16 protein-coding genes are annotated in these 20,851 nt (G+C 53.4%); 6 read left to right on the top strand and 10 right to left on the bottom strand.

Annotation, left to right across the window (positions count from 1 at the left end):
- The first annotated feature begins 61 nt into the window (after positions 1–61).
- Positions 62–1,528, top strand: a complete 1,467-nt coding sequence (locus MYB54_RS17405; protein ID WP_248721120.1) for a mannitol dehydrogenase family protein — start codon at positions 62–64, stop codon at positions 1,526–1,528.
- A 197-nt stretch (positions 1,529–1,725) separates the two neighbouring features.
- Complete coding sequence (locus tag MYB54_RS17400) at positions 1,726–2,412, top strand: GntR family transcriptional regulator (RefSeq protein WP_248721119.1); 687 nt, start codon at positions 1,726–1,728, stop codon at positions 2,410–2,412.
- A gap of 66 nt (positions 2,413–2,478) precedes the next feature.
- On the opposite strand, the gene MYB54_RS17395 is transcribed toward MYB54_RS17400, so the two are convergent.
- The 7 genes from MYB54_RS17395 to MYB54_RS17365 all read right to left on the bottom strand — a co-directional run bounded on the left by MYB54_RS17395 (position 2,479) and on the right by MYB54_RS17365 (position 10,937).
- Positions 2,479–3,840, bottom strand: coding sequence for an esterase-like activity of phytase family protein (locus MYB54_RS17395; RefSeq protein WP_248721118.1), 1,362 nt, complete (start codon positions 3,838–3,840; stop codon positions 2,479–2,481).
- Between the two features lie 33 nt (positions 3,841–3,873).
- Positions 3,874–5,208 carry a phospholipase D-like domain-containing protein gene (locus MYB54_RS17390; protein ID WP_248721117.1) on the bottom strand — a complete coding sequence of 445 codons (1,335 nt, stop codon included), beginning with the start codon at positions 5,206–5,208 and terminating at the stop codon, positions 3,874–3,876.
- Positions 5,201–5,884, bottom strand: a complete 684-nt coding sequence (locus MYB54_RS17385) for a MotA/TolQ/ExbB proton channel family protein (protein ID WP_014914319.1) — start codon at positions 5,882–5,884, stop codon at positions 5,201–5,203. The genes MYB54_RS17390 and MYB54_RS17385 overlap by 8 nt, the downstream gene beginning before the upstream one ends.
- An 85-nt stretch (positions 5,885–5,969) precedes the next feature.
- On the bottom strand, positions 5,970–8,210 hold the full coding sequence (locus MYB54_RS17380; protein WP_248721116.1) for a TonB-dependent receptor family protein: 2,241 nt from the start codon (positions 8,208–8,210) through the stop codon (positions 5,970–5,972).
- 90 nt (positions 8,211–8,300) lie between these two features.
- Positions 8,301–9,047, bottom strand: a complete 747-nt coding sequence (locus tag MYB54_RS17375; protein WP_248721115.1) for an energy transducer TonB family protein — start codon at positions 9,045–9,047, stop codon at positions 8,301–8,303.
- Position 9,048: 1 nt separating this feature from the next.
- Positions 9,049–9,453 carry an ExbD/TolR family protein gene (locus MYB54_RS17370; RefSeq protein ID WP_010301909.1) on the bottom strand — a complete coding sequence of 135 codons (405 nt, stop codon included), beginning with the start codon at positions 9,451–9,453 and terminating at the stop codon, positions 9,049–9,051.
- A gap of 290 nt (positions 9,454–9,743) precedes the next feature.
- Complete coding sequence (locus MYB54_RS17365) at positions 9,744–10,937, bottom strand: multidrug efflux MFS transporter (RefSeq protein WP_014914322.1); 1,194 nt, start codon at positions 10,935–10,937, stop codon at positions 9,744–9,746.
- A gap of 422 nt (positions 10,938–11,359) precedes the next feature.
- Between MYB54_RS17365 and azuC the strand changes: the two genes are divergently transcribed.
- On the top strand, positions 11,360–11,416 hold the full coding sequence (gene azuC, locus MYB54_RS22115) for a stress response protein AzuC (protein WP_125176151.1): 57 nt from the start codon (positions 11,360–11,362) through the stop codon (positions 11,414–11,416).
- 103 nt (positions 11,417–11,519) lie between these two features.
- On the opposite strand, the gene MYB54_RS17360 is transcribed toward azuC, so the two are convergent.
- From MYB54_RS17360 to MYB54_RS17350, 3 genes are all read right to left on the bottom strand, one after another.
- Positions 11,520–13,385: an Svx/AvrXca family virulence/avirulence protein gene (locus MYB54_RS17360; protein WP_248721114.1), complete on the bottom strand. Its 1,866-nt coding sequence runs from the start codon at positions 13,383–13,385 to the stop codon at positions 11,520–11,522.
- A gap of 307 nt (positions 13,386–13,692) precedes the next feature.
- Positions 13,693–15,009 carry a purine-cytosine permease family protein gene (locus tag MYB54_RS17355; protein ID WP_248721113.1) on the bottom strand — a complete coding sequence of 439 codons (1,317 nt, stop codon included), beginning with the start codon at positions 15,007–15,009 and terminating at the stop codon, positions 13,693–13,695.
- 14 nt (positions 15,010–15,023) lie between these two features.
- On the bottom strand, positions 15,024–15,713 hold the full coding sequence (locus tag MYB54_RS17350) for a helix-turn-helix transcriptional regulator (protein ID WP_205594903.1): 690 nt from the start codon (positions 15,711–15,713) through the stop codon (positions 15,024–15,026).
- Between the two features lie 634 nt (positions 15,714–16,347).
- On the opposite strand from MYB54_RS17350, the gene MYB54_RS17345 reads away from it, so the two are divergent.
- The 3 genes from MYB54_RS17345 (at position 16,348) to fhuE (ending at position 20,766) form a co-directional block, all read left to right on the top strand.
- Positions 16,348–17,241: a LysR family transcriptional regulator gene (locus tag MYB54_RS17345; protein WP_248721112.1), complete on the top strand. Its 894-nt coding sequence runs from the start codon at positions 16,348–16,350 to the stop codon at positions 17,239–17,241.
- 146 nt (positions 17,242–17,387) lie between these two features.
- On the top strand, positions 17,388–18,314 hold the full coding sequence (locus MYB54_RS17340; RefSeq protein ID WP_248721111.1) for an AEC family transporter: 927 nt from the start codon (positions 17,388–17,390) through the stop codon (positions 18,312–18,314).
- 208 nt (positions 18,315–18,522) lie between these two features.
- Complete coding sequence (fhuE, locus tag MYB54_RS17335; protein WP_248721110.1) at positions 18,523–20,766, top strand: ferric-rhodotorulic acid/ferric-coprogen receptor FhuE; 2,244 nt, start codon at positions 18,523–18,525, stop codon at positions 20,764–20,766.
- The last annotated feature ends 85 nt before the right edge of the window (positions 20,767–20,851 follow it).

Below are 20,851 nucleotides of genomic sequence, written 5' to 3'. Positions count from 1 at the left end.
TCTGCAACTCGAATCATTTAGGGCACAGACATATTTTTTGAATCACCTATCAGGGATAACGATGAGTATCAGTGAATTTTCTACTCTTAAACCGCAGGTTGTGGTGCCGCGTTACGACCGCAGTCAGCTAAAAACACGTATTGCGCATATTGGCTTTGGCGCATTCCACCGGGCGCATCAGGCGGTCTGTGCCGATAAGCTGGCGGCGGAGCACGGTAGCGACTGGGGCTATTGCGAAATTAACCTGATTGGCGGCGAGCAGCAGATTGAAGCCATTCGCCAGCAGGATTTGCTGTGGTCGGTTTCCGAAATGGCGGACAGCGGCTGGAATAGCCGGGTCATCGGCGTGGCAACCCGCGCGCTGCACGCGGAAGTCGAAGGCATCGAGGCGGTGCTGGAAGCGCTGAGCGCGCCAGATATCGCCATTGTGTCGATTACCGTCACGGAGAAAGGCTATTGCCACCATCCGGCGACGGGGCAGTTAAATAGTGAACATCCGCTGATTTGCCACGATCTGGGGTTACCCGCAGAACCACGCTCCCTGCCCGGTGTGATTCTGGCTGCCATCAAACGCAGACGGGAACGCCAGCTACCGGCATTCAGCGTGATGTCCTGCGACAATATGCCGGAAAACGGGCACGTCACGCGTAACGTGATCGTGCAACTGGCCGAGTTGCAGGATATCGAACTGGCGCGCTGGATTGAACAGCATGTCACCTTTCCGTCCACGATGGTAGACAGAATTGTTCCGGCTATCACCGAAGAAACGCTGGAGACAATTCAGGGACAACTGGGCGTCGTCGATCCCGCGGGGATCGCCTGTGAACCGTTCTTCCAATGGGTGGTTGAAGATAACTTCGTCAACGGCCGTCCCGCGTGGGAAAAAACCGGTGCGGAGCTGGTGCAGGATGTTCTGCCGTTTGAGGAAATGAAGCTGCGTATGCTGAACGGCAGCCACTCGTTTCTGGCGTATCTGGGCTACCTTGCTGGCTATCAGCATATCAGCGAGTGCATGCAGGACAGCGACCTGGTCGCGGCGGCGCATCATCTGATGCTGCGTGAACAGGCGCCGACACTGCGTACGCAGGGTGTCGATCTCGCCGCCTATGCGGATGCGCTGCTGGATCGCTATCGCAACCGTGCGTTAAAACACCGCACCTGGCAAATTGCGATGGACGGTTCGCAAAAACTGCCACAGCGGATGCTGGATTCGATCCGCTGGCATCTGGCACGCGGCAGCCGTTTTGATGCGCTGGCGCTCGGCGTGGCGGGATGGATGCGCTATGTGGGCGGCGTGGATGAGCAAGGAAAACCGATTGAAATTAGCGATCCGCTGAAAGATTTGATCGCTGAAACGGTGCAACGCAGCCCGGAAGGCGAAAGCCGAGTCGCGGCGCTGCTGACGCTGACGGCGATTTTTGGTGAAGACTTACCGAAGAACCCCGTCTTTGTTGATGCGGTGACGCAGCATTACCTGTCGCTATTAGCGAAGGGCGTGAAGGAAACATTGCAGGATACCAACTGGTAGGATGAAAGCGCGACGGCGGTAGCCGTCGCGTAACTGCATGAGATAGCCGCGAATCATAAAACAACACAGGATGAGGCGAATGCCGACGATGCCTTGCCCTGTGTCCCCGATCTCACCACGACAGGCGTTGTAACACTGACACTCACCGCGCTAAGCGTGTATCATAAGCGGTAAATTTCTCGGGTAAGCACAGCGGCATGGACACCTCTTTTCAGATCAACAACAACGAACCAGTCAACCAGCAAATTTATCGCGTACTGCGCAAAGACATTGTGGAATGCAATATTCCGCCGGGTAAACTGCTGTCTGAAAAAGAAATTTCTGTGCGTTTTGACGTTTCCCGCCAGCCGGTCAGAGAGGCTTTTATCAAGCTGGCAGAGGCCGGACTGGTGCAGATCATGCCGCAGCGCGGCACGTTTGTGATGAAGATCTCCGAACAGCGCGTGGCGGATGCCCGCTTTATCCGTCAGGCTCTGGAGTGTGCGATTGTGCGCCGGGCGGCAGAAATGGTGACGGAAGAACATCTGCTTACGCTGGAGCACAACTTACGCCGTCAGGAACTGGCCGCGCAGAATGATCAGGTGCGCGAGTTTCTCAGCCTTGATGACAGCTTCCACCAGCTTCTGACGCAAATTGCCAACTGTCCACTGGCGTGGGAAACCATCGAATCGATTAAAGCGACGATGGACCGCGTACGTTTTCTCAGTCTGAGCCAGGTTTCACCACCGCCCAGTCTGATCCAACAGCACTACCTGATTTTTAGCGCTCTGAAAGCGCGCGATCCTGATGCTGCCGAAAAAGCGATTCGTGAACATTTGCAGGAAATGATCTATTCGATCACGCCGATTGCGCAACAGAATAGCGACTGGTTCGAGCACGCCTGAACGCGTTGACCTGAGTGTGTTGAACAGTGGCTTCCCCGTCTCCGGTGGAAGCCATTTCACAGAAGACTACCTGATCGGCTGTGGCAGGGTAATCACCCACAGTTCGTTATCGGCTTCTGGCTTCTCCAACGGTTTGATGGCTAACGTCGTCTCAACTGCCTTGCCATCTCGCGTCAGTTTGCCATCGGCAGTAACCTGATAGTCGTCCGCCTTATCTTTCGCTTTCACCGGTGATTGCAGCACGGATTGCAGGCCAAAATCGTTGTCGTTAATGACGGCCAGCGTTTGCTTATCGACCAGCGCCAGACCTTCCACTTTCTCCTGCTGCCAGCCGAGCTTACGCAGATCCACCAGCTCCTGCTTGCTCGCCAGCGTAATGCCACGTTTTTCCAACTGGGCGAGATCGTCAAACTCCGGCGATTTACCGTCAGCATCGAACGGTGTCAGGTCACTCGCCTTGCTGAGATCGACCAGATAGATGCGGTTCTGCATTTGCTTGTCTTTATCCGCGCCTTGCTCGACCAGCAGAATACGCTGATTATCCAGCGCGACGATATCGCCGATCTTGGCATCCTTTGCTTTCTTATAGCTGTCGATGTTGATGGGGTAGCCCACCATACGGCTGGTTTTGGTTTCCGGGTTAAACATCACCAGACGCGTAAACTGCGCTTTGTTTTTGCTTTTGCCGTCGATATCCAGCGTGCTTTGCACGGCCATGACGATCGTACCGTCCGGCAGGCGCGTCAGCCCTTCAAAACCTCGATTCGGCTGACGCCACTTAATGATATTCGGTAAGCCGCTGGCAACCGAGTGTTCGTTGCCCGCAGGCGTCGGCCCGAATTTTTGCAGGATCTTCCCGCTGGCATCAACGTGGATCAGGAACGGGCCGTATTCGTCACACAGCCAGAAGCCACCTTTGCCATCCGGCGTAATACCTTCGGTGTCCAGACCGCGCTGGCTGGTGCTGAGCGGTTGCAGCGCATCGTTCAGCGCCACTTCGTTGGTGGTACCGATAACGTCCGCGGGCAGCGGCAAGCCGGTGATATTACCCTCGGCATCGTGCAGCGGACGGGCGTTGATCGCCTCGGCAGCTTTCGCGCTGACCCGAATATCCATCATCAGCGGTGCGTAGTCAGGGCTGGCGAAGATCTTGGCTTCTTTCTCACCGACCAGTGGTGCATCGGCATTCGGGCCGCGATCGGTGACGGTGGTGAACATCAGATCGTCGCCCTGTTTGCCGGTGAAATAGAGGCCGGAGCCAATACCGACAGGCAGACCGTTGGGGAAGTTCTGGGCGAATTTGCCCTGATAGGCAACGCGTTCGCTGGCTGGGAAGGTGACGACGTAGCGCGTCACTTTCTCACCTTCGGCCTGAACGCTGAACGGCAAAAATCCGGCAACCAGCAGTGCTAACAACGTATGTTTCATGCTATTCCCCATCAAATGTCATTCTGGTGGTGGCTACGGTGCGTTGACCGTACCGACTATCGTGGACGAAGGGCTGTTTTCCTTCTCTTTCTCTTTCATGCCACCCGGATCGGGCCGCGGGTAATCATAATCAATGCGCAGAGGATGCGCGTACTCGCTGTTCCACAGTTGTGTATAAAGCATGTCTACCCGCTGTGCCATCGCTGGGTTCTGAATCACCATCTCCAGATTGCGCGAGTTATCCAGATAGCCGCCGCTCCAGTTGCTGGTGCCGATCCAGGCTTTCTTGCCGTCGATGGTCATGATCTTACTGTGAATCACGCGAGCAAAAGGAATGAAGCCGCCGCTGGCTTGGGGTATAGACACCGTTTTTATCTGGATGTTGGGTAGCACTGCCAGACTTTTCAGGTAAGCGATATTCGGCATTTTGGTGCTCCATTCGGACACCATCAGCTCGACTTGTACGCCGCGTGCGGCGGCGGTGCGAATCGCGTTATCGATCACCGCGTAGTACGGGCGCGTTTTATCCGGGCCGTAGGAGAGTGGGACGTAATCCATCACCTGAATGCGGACCAGTTGCTGGGCTTCGTCCAACAGGCGGGGGAGTTCTTCTTCGGAATCTACCACGCCAGCGGGATTAAACGCTTTGGGGCTGGCAACCAGATAGTTGCCGGAGCGGTCAGCGGGTTGCGTTGCGGCGGGCAGCGGCGGAACGGTTTCGCCTTGGGTCAGTCGCGCCTGTGCCTGCCAGTCTTGTTCAAAAATAGCGCTAATCTGAGTCACAACGTGGGGATCGTCGATCAATAATCCCGTTTCGTGAATGTGCTCCAGCGCTCGCCAGTCAAGGTTCTGGCTACCCATGTAAGCCTGTTTGCCATCAACCAGCAGGTATTTGGCATGCACAATACCGCCGCTCAGGCGTTCAAAGGGAATCACGCGCAGTTCCAGATTCGGAATCGTTTTGAGCTGTTCCAGCGTGTCCTGCGTGGAAATTTTTAGCCCTTTTTCTTCAAGCAGCAGGCGGATTCGTACGCCGCGTTCTCCGGCGGCACGCAGATGCTGTAAGACGGTATCAAAGCGCGTTCCCGCCTGATTCGCGACATAGAATTGGCCTAACTCAATGGTGTGCTGGGCATGATCAAACAGCGATATCCACACCGCATCGCTGGGGCGTAGATCGGGGGCGGTCAGCGTGGTTTCCACCGGGGCGTCATACACTAATTCATAGCCGGGAATGCGGTAGCCGCTCGCGCTGGCGTTGGCATGGGCTGACGCACTCACAATAAACAATACGCCTCCTGTCAGCAGTGTGTTGATGTAATGCTTCCAGCATCGCCCTGAACTCGTGAAACCACCACGATTAAGCATAGCGTTTCTCCGCCATTGCTTTGTCTGTCATTGCACTGTCTGTCAGGGAATGGTGCGTTACAGCTGGGCCCGCTTTCTGTTGGCGAGTATGCGGCATTCCGGCGCGAATCAGCAGGACTTTCAGCATTTCGTTGATGTGTTCCATTCGGCTTTGCAGGAAATTGTTCCCCAGCAGGCAAACCAGCGCGATGGCGATCCCCAGTCCGGTCGCGTACAACGCGGTTCCCATTCCGGCAGAAACCTGGCTTGGGTCGGAGATGCCAGCGGCAGATAGCGCTTTGAAGGTTTCGATAATCCCCATGATGGTACCGAGCAGCCCCAGTAACGGTGCTGCGGTGACGACGGTTTCCAGAATCCATAGTCCACGCGACAGCTGCGGCTTACTTTGCAGATATTGTGCGTCGATCAGGTCGTTAAGCGCATCGCGGTTTTCTGCCTGATGTGACTGCGCCAGCACGGGCGTGACGACGGCGATGGGCAGACTGGGGCGCTGTGTCAGCGCGTCCGGCAGATCGTGGACGTGGCGAATATCCGCCGTTAGCGCGCGTTCCAGCCGTTTGGCCTGCCGACGCGTATAGGAAAAGTAGAGACTGCGTTCGATGATGATCATCAGGGCGATCACCAGTGAGGCGTACATGACGTAGAAAATAATCTCGTGCAGCATATCGGCGTTCATGACCTGATCCTTCTATTGCCTTGTTGGGCGTTGTTTGTGATGAGCGCCAGCGCGGGAAACCGCGCTGGCGTATGACATTATTGGATTAGAACGTGGCTTCCAGTGAGGCGCTGAAGGTGCGTTCTTCCCCGACGTTGTAAAACGGTGTGCCTGCCGATACGCCGTTATACGATCTTGAGTTGAAGCTCACTGAACGCGCGGAGTCGAGGTACTCTTTGTCGAACAGGTTGTTGACGCCAAAGCGTAAGGTGGCGCTTTTCACGATCTTCTTATCCACTGGCAGATAGACACCGGCGCTGAGATCGAAAACGGTACGTCCACCGATCTTCTCGTCATTGGTCATGTCGCCGTAGAACGATCCGACATAGCGGCTATTTACACCGGCATAGTAGAGGCCATCGTCATAGCCCAGTCCGAGGTTGAGCATATTTTTCGGCGCGTTGGCGACCTGCTTGCCCGTGGTGGGGAGCTGGCTACCGCTGGTGGCGAGATTGTTTTTCTGCTCGGTGTCGGTATAGGTGTAAGCCGCAAAGTAGTTGAAGCTATGTGGCAGTTTGCCGCTCCATTCCAACTCCAGACCTTTGTTTTCCACTTTCCCGGCGTTGATCATTTCGTAGTCGCCATCGGCGTTACGGCTGGAGATTTGACGATCGGTAAAGCGGATAAAGAACAGCGAGGCGCTCAGCAGCATGTCCTCATCCTGGAAGCGCCAGCCGAGTTCCTGATTCCAGCTCAGCTCAGGTTTGGTATTGATGGAATCGCCAACGTTGTACAAGACGTAGTTGGGCGGGGTACGCATGTTGCGCGTGATGTTATAGAACACCTGATTTTCGGTATTGATGCGGTAGGCCGCGTTAAAGCTGGGCAGGAATTCGTGGTACTTCTTGTTCTTTTTCTCTGCGACGTTATACAAGCTGCCAAGGTTAGTACCGTCACGTTCTACGTGCTGATAGGCCAAACCGCCGGTGAACGTCCATTCTGGTGAGAAGAACCAGGTGTCCTGCACCCAGATTTTATGGGCAGGTGTGACGGTAAACTGGTTACGGCCTTGAACCACTTTCCCGTTCGCGTCGGTGATCTGATCCGCGTCGCCGGGTTTGCCGGAGATGTTAGCCGGCGTGCCGTCGCTCTTAATCGGAATGAACGGTTGCGTTTGACGCTGGCGGGCACGCTCGAACCAGTAGCCGATATCCAGACTATGCTCGTCGCTAAGATCCCATTTCAGCTTGGTGGTGATACCCGGCCGCCAGGTTTCCGTCCACGATGGGCGGTAGTAGGTGTTGGAGGTCAGATTGCTGAGATCGTAGTTACCCGCGCGATCTGACGTCGCGGATAACACGCTGGCGCTCCCGCTGCTGAAGCTGCCGCCGTTCGTTGAGAAATAGTAGGGCTGTAACGTCAGCGCCAGATTATCGCGCAACTGCAATTTCTGCGTGAACGTGACATTCAGCGTTTCAAAGTTATTGCGGTTGAGTTTGTAGTATTGGGAAATTTGTCCACGGCTGTTGTAAACCGGCGTCGTGGCGTAATCCATCTTACGCCCGTTTTGCTCGAACTGCCGTTTGCTCAGCGTTGAGTAGTTGATGGTATCTTGCTGATTGTATTTCATAATCAGGCTGCTGCTGTGGCCATTTTCATGTTCATACAGGCCGTTCCACTCGACTTTATCGGCACGGGAATAGCCTGCGCCGCGCCATTTGTCGGAGTCGGTATACGAGTAGGAGAGCCAACTGCTGAAGCCGTTGTGTTGACCGGTTTCCAGACGTGCGAAGGTCTTGCTGAGGTTGTTGCTGCCGAACGTCTGTTTAACGAAGCCGCCAAATTCTTTCGCTGGACGGTGGGAAACCAGCCCGATGTTGCCGCCGCTGGCCCCGATGTGCGGGCCGTCCATTTCTGATGAACCCTGGGTAACGAAGATCTGCTCCAGGTTTTCCGGGTCGCCCATGCCGTTCGGGTACACGGCGTAGTCGCCGGAGTCATTGACGGGAATGCCGTCGGATGACAGGCCGACCTGATCCGCACTCATGCCGCGCATGGTATAGCTGACGCCGCTTAAGCCGCTGGCGTCGTTGCTGCTGACGTTCAGGCCTGCGGTGTATTTCAGTTTATCAATGGCGTTGCCTGTTGCGGGCATCTTATCCAGCGCGTCTTTTGTCACGGTCGAGCGTGATTTAGCGCTGTCTTCCTGCACCATTAATCCTGCGCCGAGTGGTTGTCCCTGTACGTTGATCGTGCCGACATCTGTCGCGTCTTCCGCCAGCGCGGAGCCTGCCAGTAATGCGCCGACGACGGACAAACATATCCCAGAAAGTTTGAACGGTTTCATTTGACAATCCCAGTATTATCAGTGGTTTATTAATCAACATGTTGTTGACGTTATTTTTGCTGATTCACTCTCTTGCTCAGGCGCGGAACACTACTGCGCCTGATAATCGAACGTGGCTAAAAAGCGTTTTGTGTTTTGTCCTGCAAAGGCGTCGGCGGGGAAGGCCCGAACCTGTTTTATGCTCTGTAGGCTGGCTTGCGCCGCTCGATTTAGCAGCATGCTGCGTGCTTTGCTGCTGATGCCGGAATCGATGACGCGTCCTGTGCGATCGACCTCCAGCCAGACTTCAACGCGACCTTCGGGACGTTCGAGTGACGCCTGACGTCCGGTTGGATAGCGCTTGGTTTGTTCAAGCTGCGCACGCAGCGCCTGCGCATAGCTATTTTCCAGCGCGGCGACATTTACCGACGGCGCGGAAGGGGCAGACGGTGCCGGGCGCTTGGCCGGAGCTTCCGGGCGTGGTGTCGTCGGCTTGGCTGGCGTGGGTGTTGGCTTAGGTTTGGTTTCCGCCTTGGGCTTAACCTCTGGTTTAGGCTTCGGCTTCACCTCCGGTTTCGGAGGCGTAACCGGCGGGGCTTCTATGATCGGATCGGGTTCATTAACCGGCGTCGGCTCAGACTCGGGTTCAGGTTGTGGCACCGGTTCTGGCTCAGGTTCAGGAATCGGTTCGGGCTGGGGAATCGGTTCCGGTTCAGCCAGCGTGAGCGCCATGGCCGTTTCGTCGTACTGCTGCTGAACTTTCAGCGGCGGCTGTTGGCTGGCGAAGAACAGGCAGGTGGCAAAGACCGGCAACGGCAACCAACTGATGGCGTGGCGGGAGCGATAGAGCTGATACATGTCACAATTTCCGGGTAGCGATAGAAATGGACGAGAACCCACCCTGACGCAGGGTATCCATCACGGCGACCAGACGTTCAACCTCGACGCTTTTATCGCTGTTGATAATGATGGTGGTTTGCTGATCTTGCTGCTGCTGTTGCAGCGTCGTAACGAGATCGCTCAGGGCCATCGGCTGTCCGTCCAGCTCAAGATGATCCTGTGCGCCAAGTGTGATGATCGCTTTTTTCTGCGGCTTAAGTTGCTGTGCGCTGCCTGCGGCGGGGAGCTGCGTTTTCAGGCCTAGCGCAGGAATAACGTTCATGCTGATCAGCACAAAAAAGACCAGCAGGAACATCATCACATCGATCATGGGAACCAAATCGATGTGGGCTTTTTGCTTCTTGGGTTCGTTCCAGTTTCTCATTACTCACTTCCCTACAGGCGCGAATGTCTGAATGTCTGAACAGGGCAATTCGCGTGGCGCCGAAACAAAGCAGCCAATATAGGTAGGGTTTGTTTAATTTTTTTTACATTTATGTGATTAATTTTTCATATGGATACGTTTAAGTGGTAATTTTTTGTCAAAAAATAAGTTTTTTTGATGTTTTTACATCATTTATAACAAGGGAGGAATTCCCTGAGAAAGGGAGGGGTACATAGGGCGGGGGGCTAAGCGAGATAAATGAATGGCCAGCAGAGTCGCTGGCCGGATCGTTATCCCTTTCCGTGCGGTTTCCTGAAAGCGAAAAAGAGTTGTAGCGTATTGCACAGCACCAGAACGGCGGTGATGACGAACACCCAGCGGAAGCCCATCAGAGCGGACACGCCGGACCCCACTAGCGGCCCCAGGACGTTGCCCAGATACATGAATGACTGGTTATAGCCGAAGATGCGGCCTGTTACCTGCTGGCTGCTGTATTTGACTAACAGCGCCTGCACGGTTGGCATCAGTGCGCCATCGGCAAAGCCCAGCAGAAAGCGCAGGATGCCGAGCTGTGTAGGGCTTTGTACCATCGCCATGACCAGAAACAGCAGTACGCTGATCGCCAGTGCGGCGATCAGGACGCGATGTGCGCCGATCCGGTCGCCTAAACGGCCAAGTCGTGGGGCGGATAGCAGGGCGGACACGCCGGGAATCGCGGCAATCACGCCGCTGATAAAGGCAATATTGTCGGTGCCGGGAGCCAGATCGCGGATGAACAAGGTCAGGATGGGGCTGATGGAGCCATTCGCCATCTGGATCATCATTGTCGTAATGAACAGGCAGATGATGAGCGCCGGATACGGCAGCGACGCGAAGACGGCTTTTCCGCTGAGTCGATTCTCTTTGGTGACTTTAACCACGCTCTCTTTAATCGCGAAAAGCGTAATCAGGAAGCTGGTAAACAGCATGCCACCGGTGATGAAAAAGACGATGCGCAGCCCGATGTAGTCGGCCATAAAGCCGCCGAATAGGGGGCCGAGAATGACGCCAGCGATCTGTCCGGTCGATAGCATGCCCAGCGCCCAGCCGCTTTTTTCACGCGGAACCTGTGAGGCGATCAGCGCCATCGCGTTGGGAATGTACCCAGAGGTCAGCCCCATGAGCGTGCGCAGGATGAACAGGTGCCATACGTTGGTTGCTAACCCTTGTAACGACATCACGATCGCCATGCCGAGTGCGGCGCGCAGCAGCATGAGCTTTCGCCCTTTACGGTCGGCGAGGCTTCCCCACAGTGGCGCAACGGCGGCTGAGACGAGGAAAGACGAACTGAAGATCAAACCGGACCACAGGCTTAGCGACTCGTGCGAGTGAACGCCAAGCTGCTCAATGTACAGCGGCAAGAAGGGTAATATCTGGCTCATGGCCAGCCCGGTGAAAAAACATCCCAGCCAGGCAGAGAAGAGGTTAAGTTTCCAGGTTTCCATGGGGGTCGGAACGGGCCTTCATCAGCGAATAACCAATGGCGAAACGGTGGTGACTGTGCGCGAAAAAGTGTGCTAACCGACAGTGAATGGCGCTCAATTGATAACGGACAGTGACTAAAATTTCGTCTTTCATCATGAGCATAGCATAGCCAGCGGCGTATTGGTCACTGATGGTAATGATTCGCAACAAAAGAAAATCAGCGTGGGTATAGGGTGGATTGGGGGAGGGGGCAGGTGAATTTTATTGTGTGACTTACGTCACAAAAAATGTGCTTTTGCTCAACAAGGGTGTACAATTCATCACCATAAAGCGGGGCACTGCCATTAAGACAAGTCATCGCTAAAAAGTCATTCCATCGCGTCATTAAAATAACGAATTAAGTCAAACCAAGGTGAAAAAAGTGCGTAACTTCTTTAAAAAAATGCTGGCGGCTTACCTGAATACTTATAAAGACGTGCCGCCTGGCGCACTGTTCTAAGAGTCTGTGCTATGCAAACAGGCCGCCATCATGGCGGCCTGTGTATTTATGGGGATCCGAGAATCAACGTAACGTGGTTCTCGGATCCTTTTTTGTGGTGATATTACTTCGTGCTGTAGACCGGAACGGCCGTTACTTCTGGCACGGCTTCGGTCAGGTAAGCACCCGCTGCGCTGCTTCTGACTTCATTTTCATCAATAAAGCCATAGAACACGCCCTGCGACGCGGAAGTGCCGCGAATTTCCGCATCTCCACGCATCTGCGCATTGCCTGACAGCACAATGCCGCGCTCAAACGCTCCCGGCCCCATGAAGACCGTATGCAGCCGCGCGTTATCGCGTACCACGGTATTGCCCTGTAGCACCGTCAGGCCGCTGACAACGGCGCGTCCTTCCACTGTCCCGCTCAGAATCGTTGCACGATCTTCAATTCTGGCGTTATCCCTCACCGTCCCGCCGATGACGCGAGCGTAAGGCCCGACGTACGCGGTAGGGGCGACATTGGCTGCGTTGGATACCCAGCCGCCGCCGTTGGCGTGACGGGAACCGTTAGCGGTTGGGTTCGGTGCGCCAGGCTGGCTGCCTTCCGGCCAGACGCCGGTGAAATCAGCCATCCACGGATAGCGGTAAAGGGAGTAATAAGCCTGATCCCACTTGATCTTCTGCATTTGCGACGGCGTGCCCATGACCACCATGTAAATGCCGCGATCGTCCTGACGAATCGTGAAGTTTTTCACCGTGGCAGATGCGCCGCGCTGCAATTCACTGTAGCGAGAAACGCCGTCCGAGCCGACAGCGACAATCCCCCAACGCCAGTCGGAATTAGGCTGCGGCATGGTTGCCGGATCGTTTTTCAGCCCAGGGAAGCGGGTAATGGCCGATTTACTCTGCACCATGCCACGGAATTTGACGGTGATTTTCGTCGCGCCACTTTCCGGGATCAGCCGGACGATGTTGTAGCCCAACTGCTGCGGAGCCTGATCGAACGGTACGGAGAAGCGACGGAGGCTGGCGCTGGCACCAACAACCGGCTCAAGCGTCGTGGTTCTCAGCAAACGGTCGGCGTTATTCTGGTTGGGTTGTACCGCACTATAGCCGCCGTAGGTTGAACGATAGAAACGGCCACGATCGAAACCGTCTGGATCGACGTAATCCCAGTTGACGTTGTGCATCGCCCAGTCGCCGAAGACGTCGTTGAATTCAGACTGGCTCCAGCCCATGTTGCTACGCAAAACGGACAGCGGATCGGCAGTCGATTGACCACTTTCGCCCCATTTCGGCGCTTTTGCCCACATATCGTTGATGGCACCATAGCCAAAGCGATTCTTCAGGTATTCCATAAACTGCCAGTTGCAGTAGCGGTTACGCGTTGAACCCAGATAAATATGTGAGTAGTTGACCTGCATTTCCGAACAGTGTGCCGACGTACCGCGGAATTCATCCATCTGGTGCGTCATCCAGTTCGCGTGGGATTCCCAAATCCAGCCAACGTAGTTATCGCCTGAACTCTGGAAGCCGCCGGTTTGCCCTTGCAGCGCATGGGTAAATTCGTGCGCCAGCCCCCAGTTATCCTTGAGTGACGCTGGGCCGATCCACATCCCCATGCTGCCACCGCCCGCAATACCTCCGCTGAGCCCAAAGGTCGGGTCGATGTGAATATTGGCTTTATATTTCACGGTCTGTTTGCAATAAGGCTCGGGGAACTCAATTTGTTTAATAAACTTATCCCAAATTTGTTCCAGCTTCTGCCCCGCGGCAACTGCATCATTACGGTTAACGTCGTTATTATTCCAGCGGAAGGCAAAGTGCTCAGTCTGGTATTTCACGGAAGGCATATCGGTGATGGAATTATCCACCTGCCAGTTGCCCGCGACACAAGCCTCAGCGGCGTTTGCCGTATTGACCATCAATGCGCCACTTAAAACGAGTAGACAGTTTAGTGGCGTGAGAAGTGTTTTTATTTTTGGCATAAATCCTTTTCCTAGCATGACTATTGCTAATCAGCCTTATTATTTCACGAGAGAGAATTCCTCGTTGATATATAAGACCCCATCCCAAGGCCATCATGGCCTATATCCGTTATACTTCAAGTTACCTGTACGTTGGCTCCTCGTTCACCCCAGTCACTTACTGAGGTAAGCTCCAGGGGATTTACTGCGTCGCCGCCTGCATGTAACTCGAATTATTTAGGATCTATTTTGCTTAAGTAAAAAACATATCGGCCTCTGTAAGAAGAGGCCGACTGGATTATAGATTAATTTTATCTTGTTACCTATTTCATTTTAAATTTTGCTTATGCCCGAGTTTCCTAAAATAAACGTGGTTATTGGTGTAATACTTTATTAACCAATAAAGCAGGCTGGCTGCCAGTAGCGAATTAAATGCCGGTACCCCCCACTCAAAGGCTAATCCGACGATAGCACCGGCAATGCTGGCAATAATAGCGGGCCAGCCAATCAGCGGTGTTTGTGCGCTGTCGGGTAATAGGCCTTCGGCACGACTGGTTTCGAGCAATACTTTGTGGGTGCGCAAAATATAATAATCAACCAGCATCACCCCGATAATCGGTGGGAACAGTACGCCTAATAGCGTCAGGAAATCGATAAAGCGGTCAAGAATACCGGCAACGGAAAGCAGTGTGCCGATGAGTCCAATTACCAGCGTGATCGAGACATAGCGTAGTTTCTTCCCCGTGACGCCCTCTATTGCATTGGCGATTCCCAAAGAGGAGGAATAAAGGTTGATATCGTTCACACGCAGTGTCGAAAATATCACGGCAATTAGCCCGATGCCGCCAGCTGCCTGAGACATAATCGTCACAACGTCTGCGGTATTGAGCGCGCGGGCAATAATGATGGCGAGGCCATTCACGATAAATTCCCCGACGATAATCGACATCATCGTCATCCAGAAAACGTGTTTCCCTTTTTGGGAATAGCGCGTCATATCGGGAGTAATCAAACTCGCGACGATACAGCCGCCCACAACCATTGTTGCGCCAGCGCTAATAGAAATGGCTTCACCATTAGGTGCAGAAGCGATCAGTTCAGCAATATTGTGGCCGGAGAGCGTCATGATCGAAATATAACCGACGACGATAACAAACATCGGCACAGCAATTTTGGCCGTGAAGCGCAACGCCCTGAAACCAAAGGCAACCAGTAGCGTCAGCGCAATGCCGGACAGCGCAGCAGACCAGCCAAAGCCGAGCTTATCCGCCATCGCAAAGTTAAGCGCTTTGGCGAATACGGCATTCTGGACGCCAAACCAGCCGATGAGGCTAATGGCGATCACCAGCCCAATCAGGACGGAGCCAATACGGCCAAAGCCGCACCAGCGTGCGAGCAGGCTGCCCGACATCCCTTCTTTCATTCCCGCGTAACCCAGCCCTACGGTCACTACGCCAAAAATGGCGCTGCCAATAAAGATGGCGAGAAATGCCTGGCCTAACGTCATGGAATGGCCGAGTACCGCGCCTAACATAAACTGGTCTAGCGCGGTTAACATGCCGATGTGCACTAATGCCACATTGAAAAAAGGCAGCCGGACACTCAGCGGAACGCGGCTGACCGGGTAGTCATCTATTTTTTCCATAGGGATATATGTGCTTATATAAACTGAATGCCTTTCGTGATGAGTGAACGGGGAATATAACCGTCTACACCAAGGTTCCGACAAAATGCTTCAAACTGAGGTAGAGAGTGCGTGTCGGTTTTTTGGTACATGTTATAGACTCTGTTCTCTATTGTTTTCGGCGAGACATTCATTTTTCGGGCAATTTCCTTATTTGAAAAACGCTGCAATAGCAGAAATATAATGTCGAGCTCTGCCGGTGTAAAAACATCGGTAGCGATTTCCGTGTGTAATACGGTGGGTTTTTGCTGATTGATATAGATCAAGGGAGAACGCGAATCTAACTGTCTGGCACTCCACATGGTTCCAATACAGAGCTTGTTTCTATCAAAAATAGGAATCTTCTCGCTAACACAAGGTGTGAGTGTTTTTTTGCCATACCAGTAATGTGTTTCGATCACTGTCACCCGTTTCTCACTATTCTCTGTCAGTCTGTCGTGTTCTTTTAAATCATCGGAGAGTTCTGCCCAACTGGCAGGGAATTCATCATCAAAGCGCCCCTCGATATCAAATCTTTCCGGTGTGCTTGTATAAAAATAGGCTGCTTTGTTCATGTAAATATGCCGTGATGATAAATCCTTAATACCCCATGGCTCGCTTAAGGACTCGATCATCGTAATCAAATTATGAATGTAGTCAGTCATGTGTTCCGCTGATGGTGACATTCCGCCCTCCTTGAGGGTGTGTTAATTAAATAAATATTAATATTTAGCTTTGGTTAATAGTCTATAGATCATTATTATCTTGCTAACTTATTAAGTTTCGAGCGATTGACTATCATGATTATTTTTGTCAGGCAAGGGTGCTTTTTACCTTTTATGGCTTTCTATTCTTGTGCTATAATTTTACGCCACGACGTTTTACGCTAATTATATGTCGATAGCGTCACAAAATTAAGCCAATATTCGCCGCACCAGGGAAATAATACCGAATCCTGTAAGGGATGGTATTTGGTCTTACATCAAAAAATAAAAAATACATTATTTACACGTTACTCACTGACTCTTCAGCATTTTTATATCGTTAATTCCTCTGTGTCCACATCAAGATTCAGAGTCTCGCCCGGTTTATGCCAGCGAAATGCATTACTGTTTCGCTGGCATCCTTCTCCCGTTCATCCCTTCTGTCTACGTATGTTGCAACCTATGCAAAAAGGCGACATTGTTACTGCCTATCATGGCATGGCTCCAGTCTCTCATGACGTTGTTCTGACGGACTGCTCGATAGCGCGCCATTTTGCCATTCACGTTTTGCTATTCATTTTTTCTATTCACATATAGAGGCCGGGGAGCGGGTTGCATGTCGTTAAAAGCCTTACGCACGTTAGTCGCGATTGCCCAGTATGGATCGTTTGCCCGCGCGGCTGAAGCCGTGTGTCTGACGCAATCGGCCGTCAGCCTGCATGTCCGCAGTCTGGAAGAAGACTTCAAGGTGTCGCTTTTCGATCGCTCACGCCGTATTCCGGTACTCACGGAAGCCGGACATCGCGCGGTGGAGCAGGCGCGGGACATTCTTGCGCAGTATGACGGTATTGCTGCCGAGTTAGGCGAGGGCGGGGAGTTGGCCGGACGCCTGCGAATTGGCGCGATCCAGACTGCGTTGGCTGGCGTTTTGCCCGCCGCGCTGGCCGCATTGCGGCGTGCTCATCCACGCCTGCGTGTTCTGGTGAATTCGGGGATGTCAGCAGAGCTGGCAATTCGCATTGATGCCGGTGAACTGGATGCTGCCGTGACTACCGAGCCGGTAAAACCTTACCCAACCGGCTTGGTGAGTACGCCGCTCTATCAGGAAGGATTCTGGATTATTGCGCCACCGACGCTGGCGTCTCTGGATGCCAGACAGCTTCTGCAAGATCATCCTTTCATCCGTTTCGATCGTCGTGCCTGGGCTGGGCGAACCATCGATCGCGAGCTGCGTCGCCAGCGGTTGCGGGTACAAACTGATATGGAGCTGGACAGTCAGGACGCGATTATGCAGATGGTCACCAGCGGGCTTGGCGTGGCGGTGATTCCGCTGTCCGAACGGGAGGTGAGTCGTTTGGATAATCTGGTATGTATCCCCTTTGGCGAGCCTCAGCAGCAGCGGCGCGTTGTGCTACTGGAGCGCGAAGATCGTCCGGCAGCGCGCCTCGCTGCGGCGCTGGCGGAAGCGATCCGAACGCAGACTAGTGACGATGCCATCCATGAGAAATAATTGAGCTAATGTCGAGTTAATCTCGTTTTTTTCTCATCAGAAGTCCCGCTATGGTAGTGCCTGTTTCTTCAATTCAGGTATTGAGCCATGGCGTCCAACCCGCAATCCTTCGCGCTTTCACCTTCTGCGCCGTGGCGTGTCAGATTATGATCGTCTCGCTCCTGCTGGCGCTGTTGCCTATCGCGTTACTGATCGTGCTGGGATCGTGGTTACGCCAGCGATCTTTTTTGGCTGCGGCATTTTGGCCACAGGCTGAAAGGCTGGGTTATTACATTCTACTTCCCGCACTATTTCTGCATGGGCTGGCGACGGCGCGTCTGGATGGCGTGCCGGTCGCGGCAATGATCCTGACGCTGGTGTGCTCAACGTTGGCTGTCTCTGTCGGGTTGCTCGCAGTACGCCGATTATTGCCCGTTGATGATGCGGCGTTTACCTCGGTATTTCAGGGCGGCGTCCGTTTTAATAACTACGTTGGTGTGTCTGCCGCCGCTGGGCTGTTTGGCGCACACGGCGTAGCGCTCGCGGCCGTCGCGAACGCGGCGATTGTGCCGACGGTCAATATTCTCTGTGTCTTGGTCTTTGCCCGCTACGGCAATGCCGGGACGCCGTCATTCAAGAATATCGTGCGGCTGCTGGCACTGAATCCGCTAGTGGTGGCCTGCGCGATCGGCATTACTTTGCAGATGACCGGATTAGGTTTGTCGCCGGGGATTGAGCCGGTAATGAAATCATTGGGACAGGCGTCGCTACCGCTGGGGCTGCTGTGCGTGGGTGCAGCGCTGGATTTCTCTGCCGCGCGTAGCTGGCTGCGGCCTGTTGTGATGGCATCATGCGCGAAATTTGTTGCGATGCCGCTGGTGACGATTGCTGCCTGCTACCTCTTTGGTCTGTCTGGCTCGGCCGCGATTGCTGCACTGCTGTTTCAGGCGCTGCCGACGGCATCGTCGTCTTACATCATGGCTCGTCAGTTGGGTGGTGATGCACCGTTGATGGCGGGCATGATTGCGGTTCAAACACTGGTAGCAGGCGTCGCGCTGCCGCTTGCCGTCCTTGGGCTGAGCGGACTGTTATAAATTCCTCGTATGTTCTTTTTGTAACAATGCCTTGTTAACGGCATGGTGATTTGTTCTTTTCTATCTATTTGTATTTTAAGTAAATTAATCCTTACGTTGAAATGACAATAATAATGCGTATAGTTATCATTTACTTTTCTGTGCAAATGTTGACAAGACACGCCTCAGCATCTCGCCAAAATCACCATCAGTTAACCGAGGATATACCATGTCTTTTAGAGTTACTCGCGCCGGAAAAACGCGCGTTTGTGATTCTTCGCTGGCCGGAGTAAAACCATTCGGAGTCTCTCTTCTTGCCCTGTTGATTTCAGCCTCTTTCCTGCCTGCTCAGGTCGCTGCCGAAGAAAACCCAGCTTCAGGCGATACGCTCGTTGTCAGCGCGAACGCCAATGCTAACGCCGAGGCTAGCGACCCGCAGGATTACAGCGTGAAAGTCACTAACGCCGGAACGAAGATGACGCTGACGCCGCGTGATATCCCGCAGTCGGTGAGCGTCATCAGCCAGCAGCGTATCGAAGATCAGGGCCTGCAAACGATTGGCGAGGTCATGGCGAACACGACCGGTGTGTCCTCTAAAATTATCGACTCCGAGCGTATGACGTATTTTGCGCGTGGCTTCCAGATTAATAACTATCTGTTCGATGGAATTCCTACGGTCGTAGACGAAATTTGGGATTTCGGTGATTCCGCTTCTGATACTGCAATCTATGATCGTATCGAAGTGGTGCGCGGAGCGACGGGATTGATGACGGGAACGGGCAATCCTGCCGCGGCAGTAAACATGGTGCGCAAGCATGCCGATAGTCGTGAATTTAAAGGCTCGGTATCCGGCAGCTACGGCTCGTGGGATAAACAGCGGATGGTGGCCGATCTGTCTGCGCCGCTGACGGAGTCCGGCAATGTGCGTGGGCGCGTGATTACGGGCTATCAGGATAACGACACCTGGCTCGATCGTTACCACAGCCGCAAAAAATTCCTCTATGGCGTGATCGATGCTGATGTTACCGATTCGACGACGATCTCCCTCGGTTATGATTATCAGGAAAGCAATACCGATAGCCCAACGTGGGGCGGATTGCCGACGTGGTTCACTGACGGCAGTCGTACGCATTTCGGCCGTAGTTTTAACACCGCACCAAACTGGAGCTACTCGGATAAAACCTCGAAGAAGGTTTTTGCCGATCTGACTCAGAGTTTTGATAACGGCTGGCAGGTGCGTATGAACGGGACGCATGGTGAAACCAACTTCGATTCCAAGCTGATGTATGCCAATGGGTTCCCAGATAAAGATACCGGGATACTGGTTGATCCGTTCGGCGGTAATGTCGGTGCTTATGGCGGATGGAATAAGGGAACCCGTAAGGTTGATGCGATTGATACTTACGCGTCTGGCCCGTTCGAATTACTGGGACGCCAGCATGAGTTGATGGTAGGCGGTAGCTATACTCGGCAGCGTAATCAATTCGCTAATGCCCAATCGACGATAAGCCCTGCGGATATGGGCAATTTCTACAACTGGAATGGCAATATTGCCGATCCTACATGGGGGTCTTGGGTGGGTAGCACTTTTGTGCCGGGGCTCTGGAATAATGATTATGAGCACTCAACCACACGACAAAAATCCCTCTATACCTCGGCACGATTCTCGTTAACGGATCCATTGCACCTGATTGCTGGCGCACGTTATACCGACTGGAGCATCGTTGGAACGACAGGAAATACCAGTAAGAATCGTGTGACGCCTTATGTTGGCTTGGTGTATGACATCAACGATACCTGGTCAACGTATGCCAGCTATACCGATATCTTCCAGCCACAAACGAAAAAAGGTGTAGATAATCAATATCTGTCTCCTACAACTGGGAAAAATTATGAAGCGGGTGTGAAGGGGGATTGGTATAACAGTCGCCTGACGGCTTCAGTTGCGGTCTTCCGAATTGAGCAGGATCGCGTAGCTCAAACTGCGCTTGAGAAGAATGTGGTGACACAAGAAACGGCTTACGAGTCTGTTGATGGTGTCGTCAGCAAAGGGATCGAATTTGAAGTGAACGGCGCGGTGACGGATAACCTGCAAATGACGTTTGGCGGTACGCGCTATGTTGTTGACGATCAGGACGGTAAGTCGGTTAACCCAGATCAGCCGCGCACGTCGTTCAAGCTGTTTACCCGCTACCAGTTGCCAACGTTGCCGGAGTTGACCGTTGGCGGCGGCGTGAACTGGCAAAATGGTATCTGGCAGGAGGGCTCTGGCCCGCAAAACACCACCCTGCGCGCCGAGCAGGGCAGCTACGCGCTGGTTAATCTGTTTGGCCGCTATCAGGTGACCAAACAGCTGGCGGTACAGGCGAACATCAATAATTTATTCGATAAAGAGTATAGCGACTACCTTGCACCTTATGCCGTGTATGGCACGCCGCGTAGCGTCTCGATGACCGTTAACTATGCTTTTTGACGATCAACGCTTTCTGATGATCGATAATGCTGTCTAAATCTTAAGTAAAACATCATCCCCCGCCGACAGCATCGGCGGGGGATGT

This window comes from Pectobacterium nicotianae (genome assembly GCF_023272715.1).
Lineage (GTDB): Bacteria > Pseudomonadota > Gammaproteobacteria > Enterobacterales > Enterobacteriaceae > Pectobacterium > Pectobacterium brasiliense.
This window is presented reverse-complemented; position numbering and strand designations above follow the sequence as displayed.

Coding starts and splice junctions, on each gene's coding strand:
- MYB54_RS17340 (WP_248721111.1), top strand. CDS start 17,388: ATGATCGTCTCGCTCCTGCTGGCGCTGTTGCCTATCGCGTTACTGATC.
- MYB54_RS17370 (WP_010301909.1), bottom strand. CDS start 9,453: ATGAGAAACTGGAACGAACCCAAGAAGCAAAAAGCCCACATCGATTTG.
- MYB54_RS17355 (WP_248721113.1), bottom strand. CDS start 15,009: ATGGAAAAAATAGATGACTACCCGGTCAGCCGCGTTCCGCTGAGTGTC.
- MYB54_RS17405 (WP_248721120.1), top strand. CDS start 62: ATGAGTATCAGTGAATTTTCTACTCTTAAACCGCAGGTTGTGGTGCCG.
- MYB54_RS17390 (WP_248721117.1), bottom strand. CDS start 5,208: ATGCTTAATCGTGGTGGTTTCACGAGTTCAGGGCGATGCTGGAAGCAT.
- fhuE (WP_248721110.1), top strand. CDS start 18,523: ATGTCTTTTAGAGTTACTCGCGCCGGAAAAACGCGCGTTTGTGATTCT.
- MYB54_RS17345 (WP_248721112.1), top strand. CDS start 16,348: ATGTCGTTAAAAGCCTTACGCACGTTAGTCGCGATTGCCCAGTATGGA.
- MYB54_RS17375 (WP_248721115.1), bottom strand. CDS start 9,047: ATGTATCAGCTCTATCGCTCCCGCCACGCCATCAGTTGGTTGCCGTTG.
- MYB54_RS17360 (WP_248721114.1), bottom strand. CDS start 13,385: ATGCCAAAAATAAAAACACTTCTCACGCCACTAAACTGTCTACTCGTT.
- MYB54_RS17365 (WP_014914322.1), bottom strand. CDS start 10,937: ATGGAAACCTGGAAACTTAACCTCTTCTCTGCCTGGCTGGGATGTTTT.
- MYB54_RS17400 (WP_248721119.1), top strand. CDS start 1,726: ATGGACACCTCTTTTCAGATCAACAACAACGAACCAGTCAACCAGCAA.
- MYB54_RS17395 (WP_248721118.1), bottom strand. CDS start 3,840: ATGAAACATACGTTGTTAGCACTGCTGGTTGCCGGATTTTTGCCGTTC.
- MYB54_RS17385 (WP_014914319.1), bottom strand. CDS start 5,884: ATGAACGCCGATATGCTGCACGAGATTATTTTCTACGTCATGTACGCC.
- MYB54_RS17380 (WP_248721116.1), bottom strand. CDS start 8,210: ATGAAACCGTTCAAACTTTCTGGGATATGTTTGTCCGTCGTCGGCGCA.
- MYB54_RS17350 (WP_205594903.1), bottom strand. CDS start 15,713: ATGTCACCATCAGCGGAACACATGACTGACTACATTCATAATTTGATT.